Annotated in this window: 11 protein-coding genes and 1 pseudogene; 5 read left to right on the top strand and 7 right to left on the bottom strand. The window is 70.7% G+C overall.

Translation table 11 applies throughout. From position 1 onward, the window contains the following. Positions 1-212: 212 nt before the first annotated feature. From AB0O76_RS01525 to AB0O76_RS01540, 4 genes are all read left to right on the top strand, one after another. A complete protein-coding gene (locus tag AB0O76_RS01525) occupies positions 213-644 on the top strand; it encodes a hypothetical protein (protein ID WP_365483814.1) in 432 nt (143 codons plus the stop codon). Between the two features lie 159 nt (positions 645-803). Continuing rightward, positions 804-4,532 (top strand): ABC transporter ATP-binding protein, encoded by a 3,729-nt coding sequence (locus AB0O76_RS01530; RefSeq protein WP_365483816.1) that lies wholly within the window; start codon positions 804-806, stop codon positions 4,530-4,532. A 119-nt stretch (positions 4,533-4,651) separates the two neighbouring features. Further along, entirely contained in the window at positions 4,652-5,047 is a 396-nt protein-coding gene (locus tag AB0O76_RS01535; RefSeq protein WP_365483819.1) for a hypothetical protein, read from the top strand. Positions 5,048-5,202: 155 nt separating this feature from the next. Continuing rightward, on the top strand, positions 5,203-6,645 hold the full coding sequence (locus tag AB0O76_RS01540; RefSeq protein ID WP_365483822.1) for a S28 family serine protease: 1,443 nt from the start codon (positions 5,203-5,205) through the stop codon (positions 6,643-6,645). Positions 6,646-6,720: 75 nt separating this feature from the next. Here the strand turns inward: AB0O76_RS01540 and AB0O76_RS01545 are convergent, their stop codons facing one another. The 3 genes from AB0O76_RS01545 to AB0O76_RS01555 all read right to left on the bottom strand — a co-directional run bounded on the left by AB0O76_RS01545 (position 6,721) and on the right by AB0O76_RS01555 (position 11,116). After that, positions 6,721-7,383 (bottom strand): hypothetical protein, encoded by a 663-nt coding sequence (locus AB0O76_RS01545; protein ID WP_365483825.1) that lies wholly within the window; start codon positions 7,381-7,383, stop codon positions 6,721-6,723. 112 nt (positions 7,384-7,495) lie between these two features. After that, on the bottom strand, positions 7,496-9,331 hold the full coding sequence (locus AB0O76_RS01550) for a glycoside hydrolase family 3 protein (protein ID WP_365483828.1): 1,836 nt from the start codon (positions 9,329-9,331) through the stop codon (positions 7,496-7,498). Between the two features lie 858 nt (positions 9,332-10,189). Next, entirely contained in the window at positions 10,190-11,116 is a 927-nt protein-coding gene (locus AB0O76_RS01555) for a LysR family transcriptional regulator (protein ID WP_365483830.1), read from the bottom strand. 111 nt (positions 11,117-11,227) lie between these two features. Between AB0O76_RS01555 and AB0O76_RS01560 the strand changes: the two genes are divergently transcribed. After that, on the top strand, positions 11,228-12,265 hold the full coding sequence (locus AB0O76_RS01560; protein ID WP_365483833.1) for an EamA family transporter: 1,038 nt from the start codon (positions 11,228-11,230) through the stop codon (positions 12,263-12,265). On the opposite strand, the pseudogene AB0O76_RS01565 reads toward AB0O76_RS01560, so the two are convergent. The 4 genes and pseudogenes from AB0O76_RS01565 to AB0O76_RS01580 all read right to left on the bottom strand — a co-directional run. Further along, positions 12,216-12,935: pseudogene (locus tag AB0O76_RS01565) on the bottom strand (sugar phosphate isomerase/epimerase family protein); the annotation flags it as partial. The gene AB0O76_RS01560 and the pseudogene AB0O76_RS01565 overlap by 50 nt on opposite strands. Positions 12,936-13,171: 236 nt before the next feature. Continuing rightward, positions 13,172-14,122, bottom strand: coding sequence for a bifunctional helix-turn-helix transcriptional regulator/GNAT family N-acetyltransferase (locus AB0O76_RS01570; RefSeq protein ID WP_365483836.1), 951 nt, complete (start codon positions 14,120-14,122; stop codon positions 13,172-13,174). 88 nt (positions 14,123-14,210) lie between these two features. Next, complete coding sequence (locus AB0O76_RS01575; protein WP_365483839.1) at positions 14,211-14,783, bottom strand: Uma2 family endonuclease; 573 nt, start codon at positions 14,781-14,783, stop codon at positions 14,211-14,213. A 41-nt stretch (positions 14,784-14,824) separates the two neighbouring features. Continuing rightward, a complete protein-coding gene (locus AB0O76_RS01580) occupies positions 14,825-15,883 on the bottom strand; it encodes a LacI family DNA-binding transcriptional regulator (protein WP_365483842.1) in 1,059 nt (352 codons plus the stop codon). Positions 15,884-15,956 lie beyond the last annotated feature (73 nt).

The raw sequence follows: 15,956 nt of genomic DNA on the forward strand, positions 1-15,956 counted from the left end.
AGTCAAGGAGCCCACGCACAGTCAAGCGGCGGGAACGAGAAGAGGCCACGCACGGATCATCGGACGGTGACTGTGCGTGGCCTTCGTTCCTTGTGCAACTTTCCAACTAGGCATATTCTAGGGGCATCTGCGGCATTTATGCAGCCGCGCGATCTCCATCAGTCACGCACAGTAATTTTCTGCGTCGTGGCTCTCCGATGAGGTGAATTCCTATGCCACGTCGTCGTCGTTCGATTCTGCTGCTGCCCGCAGGAGTAGCAGTCGGCATCCTGGGGTTCCTCGCCCCCTCCGCCGCAGCCGTCAATGCCCACTTCGTCGGCACGCCCACGGTGACCTCCTCCGGTAGCAGCCTGACCGTCAAGGGCAAGGAAGCCGGCCTCGGCAACCAGCAGTCCGTCAACATCGTCGTCACCGCCGACGCCCAGTGCGTCAACCGCGGCGGCAATGAGCCGTCGGCCGAGAACAAGCAGGCCACCGGTGGCGGAGGGGTCTTCCCGGTCCAGAACGGCAAGGCGAACTTCACCGTGACGGTCACCGCCACGTTCAAGCCGAAGTGCAGCCCGCCGATGACCCTGGTCTGGAGCAATGTCGTGGTCGTGGACACCGGTAACGGCATCTCCGTGACCCTCCCAGGCCCCTTCTAACAGGAGCAGCGGCGTAAGTCGGCTGCTCCCCGATCCCATCCCGTCGTCCCCCGGTCCCAGGCCTCGTGACCCTGGGGCCGACTCTTTGTTGCGGCGGGATGAAATCCGCCCCGCCCCGGGTTGTGCCTCTCGGCAGGTCAGGTCGACGGGAGGCAGAACGTGACGGAGCAACGGGGCGGGGTCCAGCAGGAGAAATCCGGCTGGGCGAAACGGCTGACCGGGTACGCGTGGCGGTACCCGAAGGACGTCGTGCTCGCGCTCGGGGCCTCCCTCGGCGGCATGGCCGTCATGGCGCTCGTCCCGCTGATCACCAAGGTGATCATCGATGACGTCGTCGAGGACCGGACCCGGTCCATGCTCCCCTGGGCGGGAGCCCTCATCGGCGCCGCCGTCGTCGTGTACGTCCTCACCTACATCCGCCGCTACTACGGCGGCCGCCTCGCCCTCGACGTCCAGCACGATCTCCGTACCGAGATGTACGACACGATCACCCGGCTCGACGGGCGGCGGCAGGACGAGCTGTCCACCGGGCAGGTCGTCGGGCGGGCGACGAGTGACCTTCAGCTGATCCAGGGCCTGCTCTTCATGCTGCCGATGACCATCGGCAACATCCTGCTCTTCGTGATCTCCCTCGTGATCATGGCGTGGCTCTCGCTGCCGCTCACCCTCGTCGCGCTCGCCGTCGCCCCCGCCCTGTGGTTCATCGCCAAGCGCAGCCGCAACCGCCTGCACCCCTCGACCTGGTACGCGCAGGCCCAGGCCGCCGCCGTCGCCGGAGTCGTGGACGGCTCCGTCTCCGGCGTACGCGTCGTGAAGGGCTTCGGCCAGGAGGAGCAGGAGACCGGGAAGCTCAGGGAGGTCGGGCGCAAGCTCTTCGCGGGACGCCTTCGGACCATCCGGCTGAACTCGAAGTACACCCCCGCCCTGCAGGCCGTGCCCGCGCTCGGGCAGGTCGCGATGCTGGCCCTCGGCGGCTGGCTCGCGGTGCGCGGGCAGATCACGCTCGGTACGTTCGTCGCCTTCTCCAGCTATCTCGCCCAGCTCGTCGGGCCCGTCCGCATGCTCGCCATGGTGCTCACCGTCGGCCAGCAGGCACGGGCTGGCGCCGAGCGCGTGCTCGAACTCATCGACACCGAGCCGACGCTCGATGACGGCAAGAAGGAGCTGCCCGCCGACGCTCCGGCGACCGTCGAGTTCGACGACGTGTCGTTCTCGTACGAGCACAGTCGGCCCGTCCTCGACGGGCTCTCCTTCGAGATCAGGCCCGGCGAGACCCTCGCCGTCGTCGGCTCGTCCGGCAGCGGCAAGTCCACCGTCTCGCTGCTGCTGCCCCGCTTCTACGACGTGACGCACGGCGCCGTCCTCATCGGCGGGCACGACGTGCGCGAGCTGACGGCCGACTCGCTGAGGGCCGCCATCGGGCTCGTACCGGAAGATTCGTTCCTCTTTTCCGACACCGTGCGGGCCAACATCGCTTACGGGAAGCCCGACGCCGGCCAGGAGGAGATAGCGGCCGCTGCCCGTGCCGCCCAGGCCGACCGCTTCATATCCGAACTGCCCGACGGGTACGACACCACCGTCGGCGAGCACGGGCTCACCCTCTCCGGCGGTCAGCGCCAGCGCATCGCGCTCGCCCGCGCCATCCTCACCGACCCCCGGCTGCTTGTTCTCGACGACGCGACGTCGGCAGTGGACGCACAGGTCGAGCACGAGATCCACGAGGCCCTGCGCGGCGTCATGGCCGGGCGGACCACGCTCCTCATCGCCCACCGCCGGTCCACGCTCAATCTCGCCGACCGCATCGCCGTACTCGAAGACGGACACCTCGCCGCCATCGGCACGCATGAGGAGCTGACCGAGAACTCCCCGCTCTACCGGCGCCTGCTGACCGATCCCGACGAGCTGGGCGGCGTATCGCCCGGCCGCGCGGTGCCGGTCGAGATCCCCGAGGACACCTCCCTGCGCGAGGAGCTCGACGCCGAGTTCGACGCCGAGCGCGGCATCACCCCGCAGCTCTGGGTCGGCGACCGCGAGACCAAGGACACCGCGCTGTCCGGGATGCCCGCGACGCCCGAACTCCTCGCCCAGGTCGACGCGTTGCCCCCGGCGACCGACACCCCCGGCATCGACGAGGCGCGGGCCGTCACTCCCGAGGAGTCCTACGGGCTGCGCCGCCTCCTCGCCGGATTCGGGAAGCCTCTGCTCCTCGCCCTCCTCCTCGTCGCCATCGACGCGGGCATGGGCCTGCTGCTCCCCGTCCTTATCCGGCACGGCATCGACGAGGGCGTCTCGCAGCTCGCGCTCGGCGCGGTGTGGGCGGCCTCCGGGCTCGCGCTGCTCGCGGTGCTCGTCCAGTGGACGGCGCAGATCGGCGAGACGCGGATGACGGGACGGACGGGCGAGCGGGTGCTCTACTCCCTCCGCCTGAAGATCTTCGCGCAGCTCCAGCGGCTCGGACTCGACTACTACGAGCGGGAGTTGACCGGGCGCATCATGACCCGGATGACGACGGACGTGGACGCCCTTTCCACCTTCCTGCAGACGGGTCTGGTCACCGCCTTCGTCTCCGTCGTCACCTTCTTCGGCATCATGGTCGCGCTCGTCGTCATCGACGTGGAGCTCGCGCTCGTCGTCTTCGCGACGCTGCCGCCGCTGATCATCGGCACGTTCTTCTTCCGCCGCTCCAGCGTCAAGGCGTACGAACTCGCCCGTGAGCGGGTGTCCGTGGTCAACGCCGATCTCCAGGAGTCCGTCGCGGGACTGCGCATCGTGCAGGCCTTCCGGCGCGAGCGCTCCGGCGGCAAGAAGTTCGCCGACGCGAGTGCCGACTACCGCAGTGCGCGTATCCGCGGGCAGTGGCTCATATCCATCTACTTCCCGTTCGTGCAGCTGCTCTCGGCGGTCGCGGCGGCGGCCGTGCTCATGGTCGGCGCGGGCCGGATCGAGGCGGGCACGCTGACCACCGGCGCGCTCGTCGCCTACCTCCTCTACATCGACCTGTTCTTCGCACCCGTCCAGCAGCTCTCCCAGGTCTTCGACGGCTACCAGCAGGCCACCGTCTCGCTCGGCCGCATCCAGGAACTCCTCCAGGAGCCCACCTCGACCAAGGCCGCGGACGAGCCGCTCGACGTCCTGTCCCTGCGCGGCGAGATCGCCTTCGAGGACGTGGACTTCGCGTACGGCGATGAGGAGGAGGCCCTCAGCGACGTCCGCCTCCGGATACCCGCAGGGCAGACCGTGGCCTTCGTCGGCGAGACCGGCGCGGGCAAGTCGACCCTGGTCAAACTGGTCGCCCGGTTCTACGACCCGACCGGCGGCAGGGTGACGGTGGACGGCACGGACCTGCGCTCCCTCGACCTCACCTCGTACCGCCACCGCCTCGGTGTCGTCCCGCAGGAGGCCTACCTCTTCGCGGGCACGGTGCGCGACGCGATCGCCTACGGCCGCCCCGACGCCACGGATGCCGAGGTCGAGGCCGCGGCCCGTGCGGTCGGCGCCCACGACATGATCGCCACCCTGGACGGCGGCTACCTCCACGAGGTCTCCGAGCGCGGCCGCAACCTCTCCGCGGGACAGCGCCAGCTGATCGCCCTGGCCCGCGCCGAGCTCGTCGACCCGGACATCCTGCTCCTCGACGAGGCGACCGCCGCTCTCGACCTCGCCACCGAGGCGCAGGTCAACCAGGCCACCGACCGCATCGCGGGCAAGCGCACCACCCTGGTCGTCGCCCACCGCCTCACCACGGCCGCCCGCGCGGACCGCGTGATCGTGATGGACCACGGCCGGGTCGCCGAGGACGGCACGCACGATGAGCTGCTCGCGCTTGACGGGCGGTACGCGCGGCTGTGGCGGACGTTCGTGGGGGAGGCGGAGCCGTCGGCGGCGTGATCGCCGCGCAGGAACCGTGAAGGAAGCCGCGAAGAATCGCGACAGCTTCGCAACCGCGCCCCCTTCGGCACGCGTCCGTACATCAGTACGCTGATGCGGAAGTGGCGGGAGGGGAACCGGTGAGCAACGGTCGAATACGGCGGCGTCTCGCGCTCGGTGCCGCCGTCCTTGCGGCGTCCGTCCTGGTCGGGCTCATCGGCGCGGGCACGGCACAGGCGCAGGCCTCGGTGGCCCGCTGCGCCGGCCACAAGGTGCGCACCCTCGCCTTCAGCACCGGCAAGGTCGAGATCTACAAGAAGCGCGGATACGTCTGCGCCCTCACCCTCGCCAAGCGCCCCGGTGCCCGCAAGACCATGTCCGTCAGCGTCCAGGCCCGCGGCAACCGCCCGGCCAAGGACTCCGGTCAGTACACCCATCACGCGGGCCCGGTGACGGTGCACGCGGGACGCCGTTGCGTGTGGGTGAAGGGGACGGTGGGCCGGGGGAGCACCAGCTCCGGCTGGATCCTGTGCTGAGGGCGACTGCTGAGGGCGACTGCTGACAGTGGCTTCTGAGGAGAGTGCCCCCTTTGTGACGTACTGCGTCCTGGTGTGACGCAAGAGCCCCTAGTAGTGAGCGAGTTGCTCCGATAAGTTCCGGCGGACGCAACCGCGAACTTAGGGGAGAGTGCATGCGCAAGGCGCTCAGATGGCTTCTGTCGCTAGTGGTGCTCATAGGCACCGTCGGCACAGTGACCGCGGCAGGGGCGGCCACCGCCGCCGAGCCGCGGGCCAACGACAAGACGGCCGACGCAACGGCCACGGACATAAAGGACCGGCTCCTCGCGATACCGGGCATGAGCCTGATCGAGGAGAAGCCGTACACCGGCTACCGCTACTTCGTCCTCAACTACACCCAGCCGATTGACCACCGGCACCCCTCCAAGGGCACCTTCAAGCAGCGCCTGACGGTGCTGCACAAGGACACCGCCCGCCCCACCGCCTTCTTCACCAGCGGCTACGGAGTCTCGACCAACCCGAGCCGCAGCGAGCCGACGCGGATCATCGACGGCAACCAGGTCTCCATGGAGTACCGCTTCTTCACGCCGTCCCGCCCCGAGCCCGCCGACTGGTCCAAACTCGACATCTGGCAGGCCGCGAGCGACCAGCACCGCATCTTCAAGGCGCTGAAGCCCATCTACGACAAGAAGTGGGTGGCCACCGGCGGTTCGAAGGGCGGCATGACCGCGACGTACTACGAGCGGTTCTACCCCAAGGACATGGACGGCGTCGTCGCGTACGTCGCGCCGAACGACGTCGTGAACAAGGAGGACTCGGCCTACGACGAGTTCTTCGAGACGGTCGGCACCAAGGAGTGCCGGGCCGCCCTCGAGGCCGTGCAGCGCGAGGCCCTCGTGCGGCGTGAGCCGCTGGAGAAGAAGTACGCCGCGTTCGCCGAGGCGGGCGGCTACACCTTCAAGACCGTCGGGAACCTCGACAAGGCGTACGAGGCGGTCGTCCTCGACCTGGTGTGGGGCTTCTGGCAGTACCAGCCGGAGGCCGCGTGCGCCGACGTCCCCGACGCCAAGTCCGCCTCAGACCAGGCGATCTTCGACTACGTCGACGAGGTGGGCGGCTGGGCCTCCTACACGGACCAGGGTCTTACCCCGTACACGCCGTACTACTACCAGGCCGGTACGCAGCTGGGCTCGCCCGACATCGCCCAGCCCTGGCTCGGCGACCTGAGCCGCTACGGCTACCAGCCGCCGCGGAACTTCGTCCCGCGCTCGATCCCGATGAAGTTCCAGCCGGGTGTGATGCGGGATGTGGACAGCTGGGTGCGGAAGAACTCGCAGCGGATGATGTACGTCTACGGGGCGAACGACCCGTGGGGTGCGGAGCCGTTCCACCCCGCCACGGGCGGTAAGCACGACTCCTACGTCTTCACCGCGCCGGGCGCGAACCATGGTGCGAATGTGGCGGGCCTCGTCGCGGACGAGAAGGCGAAGGCGACGGAGCGGATCCAGGCGTGGGCCGGGGTCTCGACGTCCTCCGCCACCGCGAAGCCGCTGGCTCCGTACGACGCGAAGCTGGACCGCCGTGACGTTCAGCGGGAGCAGACGCTGCGGCCGTAAGTCACCGGCTCCGCCGAGTTCGTCCTCAAACGCCGGACGGGCTGGATGTATCCAGCCCGTCCGGCGTTTGATCGTTCACACCCGCACCGCGCACCCCACCGGCTTCCCGCCCCCCAGTGACACGTAAAGCTCCGTCGCAGGCGGGCACTTGGCGCGGTCCGAGACCGAGGTCGTCACCCGGTACTCAGGAGCCTTCGCGCCCGCCCCGTCGCAGGCGGTCTCGCGGACCTCGTCGCGCCCCGCGCTGTAGACGCAGTCCCCGACGACGGTACGGGGACCGCCCCCGCCCCCGGGGTCACCGGGATGCGGCGCCTCGAGGTTCCGCATGCACGCGTACCCGCGAGGCACCGCCCCGTTCCCGTCCTCGTCCACCGCGGGCCGGTCCTCGCTGATGTGCAGGACGAAGTCGGTACGGGCGGGGCACGACGGGCCCTCCGCCACCTTCCCGTCGTAGCGGGCGATCACCCGCGCCGCCGCGCGTTCACTCGTGCACGACACCTCCGTGAACGTCTCGCGCCCCCGCGAACTGCACTCGTCCACGGCGAGGAAGACCGCTCCGTACCCGGATGACACCGAGGCGGACGGCCGGTCGTCGTCGAGTCGGCCCGACGAACCCGCCCCCGGATCCGTGGACTTCTGGCAGCCGGCCGCGCCGACGAGTACGGCGAGCACCGCAAGGACCGGCACCCACCTCGCCCCCACGCGCCGTGCCGTGTTCCAGCCAGGCATGGCCAGCATGGCAAACCCCCCGATATGTGCACCCAGCGTGACCCGCCGGGGCGGGCGCACGCCAGGTGCACGGGGTGCTTTGGGTCAGTTGGCGGTGGTGCGCCGGTTGTGCGGCGTACGGTCAGTACGTCAGGCCGTAGCCCACGGGGTACAGCACCTGCGCCGGATCGTCCGCCCGCTGCACCGGCACCGGCAGCCGCCCCTGCGGCTCGGCGCGACCCGCGATCACCCTTACGGCGGCGCGCAGTTCGACGTCCGTCCAGCAGTAGGCGGCCAGCGAGGCGCCCACCGTGCCGAGCCGTGCCACGTCGTACGGATTGCGGATCGCGACGGCGACGACGGGTACGCCGGTCGCGACGAGGGCCTCCACCAGGGCGATCTGGGCGCTCCCCGCCCCCACGTTGTACGTGCCGACGAGCACCGCGTCCTTGCCGGATGCCGCCGCAACTGCCTCTGCAATCTTTGTAGTTGAGGGGGCCGTGCCCGTCGGAAGCACCGTCGCGGTGAAGCCGATTTCGATCAACTCCCGCCCGATGACGGTCGTCGGCGGGCCCGTCGTGCCTGATGGAGACGCCGGGTCGGCGCCCACCACCAGGATCTCCTGGTGCGTACGGCGTGACAGCGGCAGCAGTCCGCCCTCGTTCAGGAGCAGCGTCGTCGTCTCCTCGGCGATCCGGTCGGCGGCCGCGAGATGCGCGCGGGTGCCGACCGTCTTGTCGACGCCGCGCGAGGTGACGTACGGGTCGGAGAACAGGTCGAGCTTCGACTTCAGCCGCAGGATCCTCAGCAGAGACTCGTCGAGGCGCGCCTCCGTCAACTCGCCCTCCCTGACCGCCTGGAGCACCGCGTTCCACGCGATCTCCGGCTTCGGCGGGTTCAGGAGCTGGTCCACGCCCGCCTTCAGGGCGAGCACCGGCACGCGGTCGTCGCCGTACTTCGTGCGCACGCCCTGCATGCCGAGCGAGTCCGTCACCACGACCCCGTCGTAGCCGAGTTCCTCGCGCAGGATGCCGGTGAGGATGGGGCGGGAGAGGGTGGCCGGGTCCTCGGCGGGGTCGAGGGCGGGGACCACGATGTGCGCGGTCATGATCGAGTCGATGCCCGCGGCCACCGCGGCACGGAACGGCGGGGCGTCCAGGGTCTCCCACTGCTCACGGGTGTGGTGGATGTACGGCAGCTTGGAGTGGCTGTCGTCCTTGGTGTCGCCGTGGCCGGGGAAGTGCTTGGACGTCGATGCGATGTCCGTGCCCTGGTAGCCCTTGACCTGCGCGGCGACAAGCCTGGCGACCGCTTCGGGGTCCGAGCCGAAGGAGCGTACGCCGATGACGGGGTTGGCCGGATTGACGTTCACGTCGGCGACCGGGGCGTAGTTCTGGCGGATGCCGAGCGCGCGCAGCTCGGCGCCTGCGATGCGGGCGGCCTTGCGGGCGGTGGCCTGCGAGCCCGCGGCGCCCAGTGCCATCGCGCCGGGCAGCAGTGTGGCGGGGGTGCCGACGCGGGCCACGGCGCCGTGCTCCTGGTCGGTGGAGATGAGCAGCGGGATGCCCGCGGTGGGGGACTGCCCGGGGGTGTCCGGGGCGAGGGCCGCGCGCTGGATGCCGTTCGAGAGGGCGGCGGTCTGGTGCGGGGAGCGGGTGTTGTGGGCCCAGGCGAAGTAGATGATGCCGCCGAGGTGGTACTTGGCGACGGCCTCGGCGGCGGTGCGTACGCCCAGTTCCTTGAGGTTGGCGTCGATGTCCGCCTGGTCGGGCTCGGTGGCGGAGTGGCCATACACATGCATCACGAAGAGCTGGCCGACCTTCTCCTCCAGGCTCATGCGGGAGATGCGCTCCCGGAGGCGCCGGTCGCGGTCGCGGTCGCCGCTGCCCGCCGCGTGCACGGACGGGGCGGCCAGGGCCGTCGCGGCGACGGCGGTGGCGGCGAGCAGGGTGCGTCTGGAGGCGTTGCGGTGGGACATGTGTGCTCCTTCGGGGACGTCCTTCGGGGACGGATGCCGGACCGGAGCCGGGCTGGGGAAACCGGCTGAAGGAAACTTTCCGAGAGTCACGGATATCCCGAAGATTTCTGCCGGTCAAGGGATCCGGCGGCCACTGTGGAGGAGTGAGGGGCCGTCACCGGTGCTGTTGGAGGGGGGCGCACCGGTGACGGCATGCTGCCGGCCGCAGGCGGCGGAGAGGGTGGTCAGCGTTCGCAGCCAGCAGCGATGCCGACACCGCCTCGCGGAGACTCTCCGGCAGCACGCCGTTTGGACGGCGGCCGCTTCGGGTGGGTTCCCGGCTGAGAGCTATTTCCGGAAAGTGGTACGGCGGGGAACGGAGGGACTCGGTGGGCGCCCCCGCGGCGGTTTCGGGCCGGTGACCTCGCGGCGTCACCGTGACCGCGCTGACGGGCGGCCCGCCCTGCTTGAGCTTGCGGCCGCTTCGGGGCTCTCGGGCTCAGTGGGTGTCCGCGGCGGATTTCTGCGTGTGGCCGGGTCGGTGGCTTTGTGGTGTTCGGGCTGGTTGATCCGCACCGTGACCGTGCTGTCGGGCGGCGTGCGCTGCTTGAGCCTGTGGCCGTTCTCGGGCTCGGTGGGTGTCCGCGGCGGCTTTCTGTGTGTGGCCGGGTCGGTGGCTTTGTGGTGTTCGGGCTGGTTGGCGGTGTTGTGGCCGTGCTGTGGGGCGGCGTGCGCTGCTTGAGCCTGTGGCCGTTCTCGGGCTCAGTGGGTGTCCGCGGGGGCTTTCTGCGTGTGGCCGGGGCCGTGGCCTTGCGGTGTCCGGGGCGGTCGGGCTGACCGTGCTGTCGGGCCGCGCGCCCGAGCCTGCCGGGCTCGGGCTCAGTGGGTGCTTGCGTCGGCCTCGGGAGCGGCCGCCGGCCAGTGCTCACGCAGGGTCCTGACCGCCTCGGCGATCGCGGGGCGGCGGGAAGCCCCGGCCCGCCACAGCGCGTACAGCCGCCGCACCGGCACCGGATCGAGCCGCACGGTGACCGCCCCGTCGGGGACCGGGCCGCGGCCGAGGCGGGGGATCAGCGCGACGCCGAGCCCCGCGGCGACCAGCGCGACCAGCGTGGGGTTCTCCTCCGCCATGTGCGCGATGTCCGGCTCGCAGCCCGCCTCGCGCAGGGTGCGGATCAGCCACTCGTGGCAGACGAGCCCCGGCGGCTGGGTGATCCACCGCTCGTCCTTCAGCTCCTCGCGGCGCACGGACGCCCGCCCCGCGAGCCAGTGCCCTGCGGGCACGACGAGGTCGCAGAGGTCGTCGCCGATGACGGCCTGTTCGACGCCGGGAGGCGTGGGCAGCGGTGCGATGTCCCAGTCGTGCACGACCGCCAGATCCACCGCGCCCTTGGCGACCAGGTCGATGGAGAGGTGCGGGTCGATCTCCGACATCCGGGCGTCGAGCGCGGGGTGCCGCAGGGCGAGGTCCGCGAGGACTCCCGGCAGCAGGCCGCGCGCCGCCGATGCGAACGCGGCGATGGTGAGGCGTCCCGCGGGCAGCCCGCGCCGCTCCTCAAGCTCGGTCTCCGCGCGCTCCACGATCGCCATCAACTCCTGGGCGGTGGCGGCGAGATGACGTGCCTCCTCGGTGAGCGCGACGCCCCTGCCCTGCCGTTCGAGGAGGGTGGTGCGGGTCTCCCGCTCCAGCTTGGCGATCTGCTGGGAGACGGCGGACGGGGTGTAGCCGAGCGCGGTGGCCGCGGCGCCGACGGTGCCGTGCACCGAGACGGCGTGCAGGGCGCGCAGCCGAGCGAGATCGAGCATCAGGGATCCACCCATCCATCCATGCGGGACGTGATTCGTTAGCGTTGCTTCATCCCATCATGCAGAGATCCGCGCTGGTCCTACATGGTCGTGCCGGGTGATCCTCGACGCATGCGACCCGCACATGTTTGCCTGGCCGTCCTCGTCGCCGCCGTATGGGGCGTCAATTTCGTCGTCATCGAGGTGGGGCTCGACCACTTCCCGCCGCTGCTCTTCTCCGCCCTGCGCTTCCTGGTGGCGGCGCTGCCCGCCGTCTTCTTCGTGGGGCCGCCCAAGGTCGCCTGGAAGTGGATTCTGGGCGTCGGGCTCGTCCTCGGCGTCGCCAAGTTCGGCCTGCTGTTCATCGGCATGGACGCCGGGATGCCGGCGGGTATCTCCTCGCTCGTGCTGCAGATCCAGGCGGTTTTCACGGCCGTCTTCGCCTTCGCGCTGCTCGGCGAACGGCCGGGCAGCGTACGCCTGTTGGGGATGATCATCGCCCTGACGGGCATCGGTGTCGCGGCCGTCGACGAGGGCGGTTCCGGCACGCTCATGGCCTTCGCGCTGCTCATCGCGGCGGCGGCCTGCTGGGGCGCATCCAACGTTCTGACCCGCAAGGCGTCCCCGCCCGACGCCCTCAACTTCATGGTGTGGGTGAGCACGGTCCCGGTGCTTCCGCTGCTCGGCCTCTCGCTCCTCTTCGAGGGCTCCTCGCGGGACCTCGAAGCCCTCGGCTCCCTCGACTGGCAGGGTGTAGGGATCATCGTCTACGTCGCCTGGATCACCACGGTCTTCGGCTTCGGCGCCTGGGGGTACCTGCTGCGCCGCCACCCGGCCTCCACTGTGGCGCCCTTCTCCCTCCTGGTCCCGGTGTTCGGCATGTCGGCGGCAGCGCTGGTACTCGGCGAGTCGGTGAGCGGCCTCGGGTGGTGCGCCGCGGCGCTGCTCGTGGGCGGGGTCGGCCTGACGTCGTTCGCCGGGGTCAGGCCGCGCGGCTCAGGAGCGGAAGTCGGGCCGCGCGGTTCAGGAGCAGAAGTCAAGCCGCGCGGTTCAGGAGCCGGGACAGGAACTCCCTCCCCGTACCGAGCAGTTCAGGCAGCGGAGCCGCTCCCTCGTACCACCGCTTCTCGTACTCCCAGCACAGCCAGCCGTCCCGGTGCTCCCCGCTGAGCAGCACGTCCACGCACTCGGCAATCGGCAGCACGCCGTCGCCGAGCGCCAGGGGAGTCGTGTCCTGTGCGGACGCGATGTCCTTCACCTGTACGTAGCCGAGGTACGGGGAGAGTGCCGCGTAGCTGTCGGCGGGGGACTCGCCGCCGAGCCAGGTGTGCATCAGGTCCCACAGGGCGCCCGCGTTGCGATGCCCGACGGCGCCGAGGACGCGGGTCGCCGCGGCGCCCGTGCGGTGCGAGTCGTGGGTCTCCAGGAGGATGCGTACGCCGAAGTCCGCGGCGTACTCGGCCGCGGTGCCGAGCCGCCGGGCCGCCGTCGCGTCGGCCTCGTCGGCGCTCTGCTCGGTGCCGCCGCCGGGGAAGGCGCGGATGAACGGGGCGCCCAGATCGCGGGCGAGGGTGAGCAGCGAACGTATCTCGTCGAGCACGGGCCCGTCCTCGCCGGGCGCGGCCACGCGCGCGTACCCGGCGATTCCGACGATCTCGACGCCCGCGTCCTTGAACCGGGCGGCCGCGTCGGCGCGTTCGGTGAGCCCGATCCCCGGATGGACCGGTTCCTCGGGATGCGCGCGCAGCTCGACGCCGTGGAAGCCGTGGACGGTGGCCAGATTCAGCACGTCGGCGAGGGGGAGTCCGGGCACGCCGAGGGTGGAGAAGGCGAGTTTCATGACGCAGACCTTAGGGCCTGTCCGATGGGTCCTGCCGGGGTCGCGACCCCTGGCACGCGCATCTGCGGCGTTGTCGTCGGTTGCCAACTTCCCCAAGCTCTCGACTCCGCTCGAGCAGGGGAGACCCCATTCGCGTTGTCGCCCTCCTCCGCCTTGCAGCTGCACGCACCAGGGCCCGCTCGGCCCTGCTGAACCGGCACCCGGCGCGAAGACCGGCCCGACCCATCGGACAGGCCCTAGGGGGTGCTCCCCAGACGCAATTGCCAGTCCTGCCCCATGAGATCGACACCGAACGAGCGGTGGGGCTTCTCCTCGACAAGGACGAAGCCGTGCCGCTGGTAGATGGCGCGGGCGGCGCGGAGGACGTCATTGGTCCACAGGGCCAGCTCGCGATAGCCCACCCCGCGCGCGAACTCGACGCAGGCACCCACGAGTTGATCCCCGATGCCGCGCCCCCGCGCGTCCGGCTCGACGAGCAGCAGCCGCAGCCGGGCGGTCCCCGGCGTCTCGTCGCGCACGCACATCACACAGCCCACGGGCCGCCCGTCGAGCTCGGCGATCCACACCCGCTCCAGATGGGGGTCGTGATCCTCCGCGAAGTCGGCGACGATCCGGGCGACCAGGCCTTCGTAATCGGCGTTGAACCCGAACTCGGCCGCGTACAGGGCGGCGTTGCGCTGCACGATCCACCCGAGATCACCGGGCCCGGGCTCACGGAGCAACGGACGCGAGACCGCAGCCCCACCCCCGCCATTGCTCAGGATCTCCCGCACGGTGCGCATCGCGGTGGCGAGGCGGGGCCGCTCGGCGGCCGGGACGCCCGAGAGCAGCGAGCCGACGGCCTCCCTGGACCGCTCGTCAAGCAGATCGGCGGTCTCGCGGCCCCGCGCGGTGAGCGTGATGCGCTGCCGCCGAGGATCACGCACGGAGGGCGCACGCTCGACGATCCCGCCCTTCTCCAGTTTGCCGAGCAGACGGCTCAAGTACCCGGCATCGAGGGAGAGTTCGGAGCGCAGATCGGCCGCGTCGAGATGGGAGGCATGCGCGAGCTCGTAGAGGACACGGGCTTCGGTGAGGGTGTACGGGACGTAGAGCTGTCGGCTGTAGTCGAGAGCGCCGATCAGATTCGTGTAGAAGCGGTTGAAGGCGCGGATCTCATGGATGGGCGTATCGGAGGCGTGGGCCATCGCGGATCACTCCGGGGTCATCGGGACGGGTCACCTTTGACTGAGTCAACGGTACGCCGCGCCGTCCATGACCACCATGCCTGCGGGCTCAGTCCAGGTCACCGGCCTTCGGGAAACTGTCCGTCGCGATGGTGATGTCACGCCCCTGGAGGGGCAGGACCAGATCCTGGCCGAAGGGGATCTCCGTTGCGTCCTCGTAGCTCCCGGTTCGGGTCGGGCCGCGGTGGATGGTGCAGACGACGTCCTCGGGGTCGATGACCACGTAGACGGGGATGCCGCATTCGGCGTACAGATGGACCTTCTTGGCGAAGTCGTCGTCCCGGCTGCTCTTCGAGACGACCTCGATGACCGCCTCCAGACTGTGCCACTCGAAGCGGCCGCGGCTGTTGCGCTCGGCGCCGGGGGCGACGATTGCCAGGTCGGGTGCGTAGCCGTACTGGTCGGAGGGGAAGTCGATCATGACGCGGGAGAGGACGGTGCCCTGCCCGGCCAGTCGCTGCTTGATCTGAGGGGCGGCCGCGAAGACGACTCTCCACGGGTGCTCACCCTGCGGAGTCATGATGATCTTCCCCGCGGTGATCTCGACGCGGTAGCCGCCGGGAAGGTTGACGCCGTCCAGTACGTCCCAGGCGCTGGGTGTATCCATGGTGATGGTCGCCATGCGGGCCTCCGTTTCCCGGTGGTGAAAACGATATGGCGGACTCACCGAGCCGGCGGCGCCGTGGACCCCCGCACCATCAGCTCCGCCCCGATCGTCGCCACGCCCCCCGGCGGAGGCTCCTCCGCGCCCGTGGCCAGGCGGCCGGCGCGGGCGCCCGCCTCGTGCAGCGGGAGGCGGACCGTCGTCAGGGCGGGGACCGCGTCCACCGAGAACGGCAGGTCGTCGAAGCCCGCCACCGAGATGTCCTGCGGGATGCGCAGGCCGCGGTCGCGCAGGGCGGCGGACGCGCCCAGGGCGACCGTGTCGTTGGCGGCCACGATCGCCGTCAAGTCCGGGGCGCGGCGCAGGAGTTCGAGGGTGGCCTCGTAGCCGGACCGGCGGGTGTAGGGGCCGTGGACGGTCAGCTCGTCCTGGTCGCCGTGGTCCGCGGCGGACGCCGCAAGCGCCTCCCGGTGGCCCTCCAGGCGGTGCCGGGTCGTGGTGCGCTCCATGGGGCCCGCCACGTATCCGATCCTGACGTGTCCCAGGGTCAGGAGGTGCTCGGTGAGGCGTCGGCCGCCGCTGCGGTTGTCGAAGGTGAGGGTGGCGGTCGCCGCGTCCGTGTCCGCGAGTGGCGGCCGTCCGCACAGCACGATCCGGGTGCCCGCGTCCGCGAGGCGCGCCAGCTTCGCGGAGACCGCGGCCGCGTGGTCGGGGTCCTCCAGGGCGCCGCCGGTCAGGACGACCGCGGCCGCGCGCTGCCGCTGCAGCAGGGTGAGGTAGGTGAGCTCGCGCTCCGGGGAGCCGCCCGTGTTGCAGACCACGGCCATGCGCTCGCCGCCCGCGCGCCCGCCGGGGCCGCCGATCTCGGACTGGACCGCGCCCGCCATGATCCCGAAGAAGGGGTCGGCGATGTCGTTCACCAGGATGCCGACCAGGTCGGACGTGGCTGCGGCGAGCGAGCTCGCGGGCCCGTTGAGGACGTAGTCGAGGTCGTCCACGGCGCGCAGTACGCGCTCCCGGGTGGCCGCGGCCACCGGGTAGTTGCCGTTCAGCACGCGGGAGACGGTAGCGGGGGAGACCTGGGCGCGGGCCGCCACGTCCGCCAGGGTCACGGTCATCTCGTCGTCCTCCGGTCACGGCTCTGGTCCGAAGCCCTTGTCCGAACCTTGTGCGGCAGGCTAGCTTCTCCCT

The organism is Streptomyces sp. NPDC086554 (assembly GCF_040686095.1).
In the GTDB taxonomy this organism is placed as follows: Bacteria; Actinomycetota; Actinomycetes; order Streptomycetales; family Streptomycetaceae; genus Streptomyces.

Coding starts and splice junctions, on each gene's coding strand:
- AB0O76_RS01580 (WP_365483842.1), bottom strand. CDS start 15,883: ATGACCGTGACCCTGGCGGACGTGGCGGCCCGCGCCCAGGTCTCCCCC.
- AB0O76_RS01525 (WP_365483814.1), top strand. CDS start 213: ATGCCACGTCGTCGTCGTTCGATTCTGCTGCTGCCCGCAGGAGTAGCA.
- AB0O76_RS01550 (WP_365483828.1), bottom strand. CDS start 9,331: ATGTCCCACCGCAACGCCTCCAGACGCACCCTGCTCGCCGCCACCGCC.
- AB0O76_RS01545 (WP_365483825.1), bottom strand. CDS start 7,383: ATGCTGGCCATGCCTGGCTGGAACACGGCACGGCGCGTGGGGGCGAGG.
- AB0O76_RS01555 (WP_365483830.1), bottom strand. CDS start 11,116: ATGCTCGATCTCGCTCGGCTGCGCGCCCTGCACGCCGTCTCGGTGCAC.
- AB0O76_RS01560 (WP_365483833.1), top strand. CDS start 11,228: ATGCGACCCGCACATGTTTGCCTGGCCGTCCTCGTCGCCGCCGTATGG.
- AB0O76_RS01570 (WP_365483836.1), bottom strand. CDS start 14,122: ATGGCCCACGCCTCCGATACGCCCATCCATGAGATCCGCGCCTTCAAC.
- AB0O76_RS01575 (WP_365483839.1), bottom strand. CDS start 14,783: ATGGCGACCATCACCATGGATACACCCAGCGCCTGGGACGTACTGGAC.
- AB0O76_RS01540 (WP_365483822.1), top strand. CDS start 5,203: ATGCGCAAGGCGCTCAGATGGCTTCTGTCGCTAGTGGTGCTCATAGGC.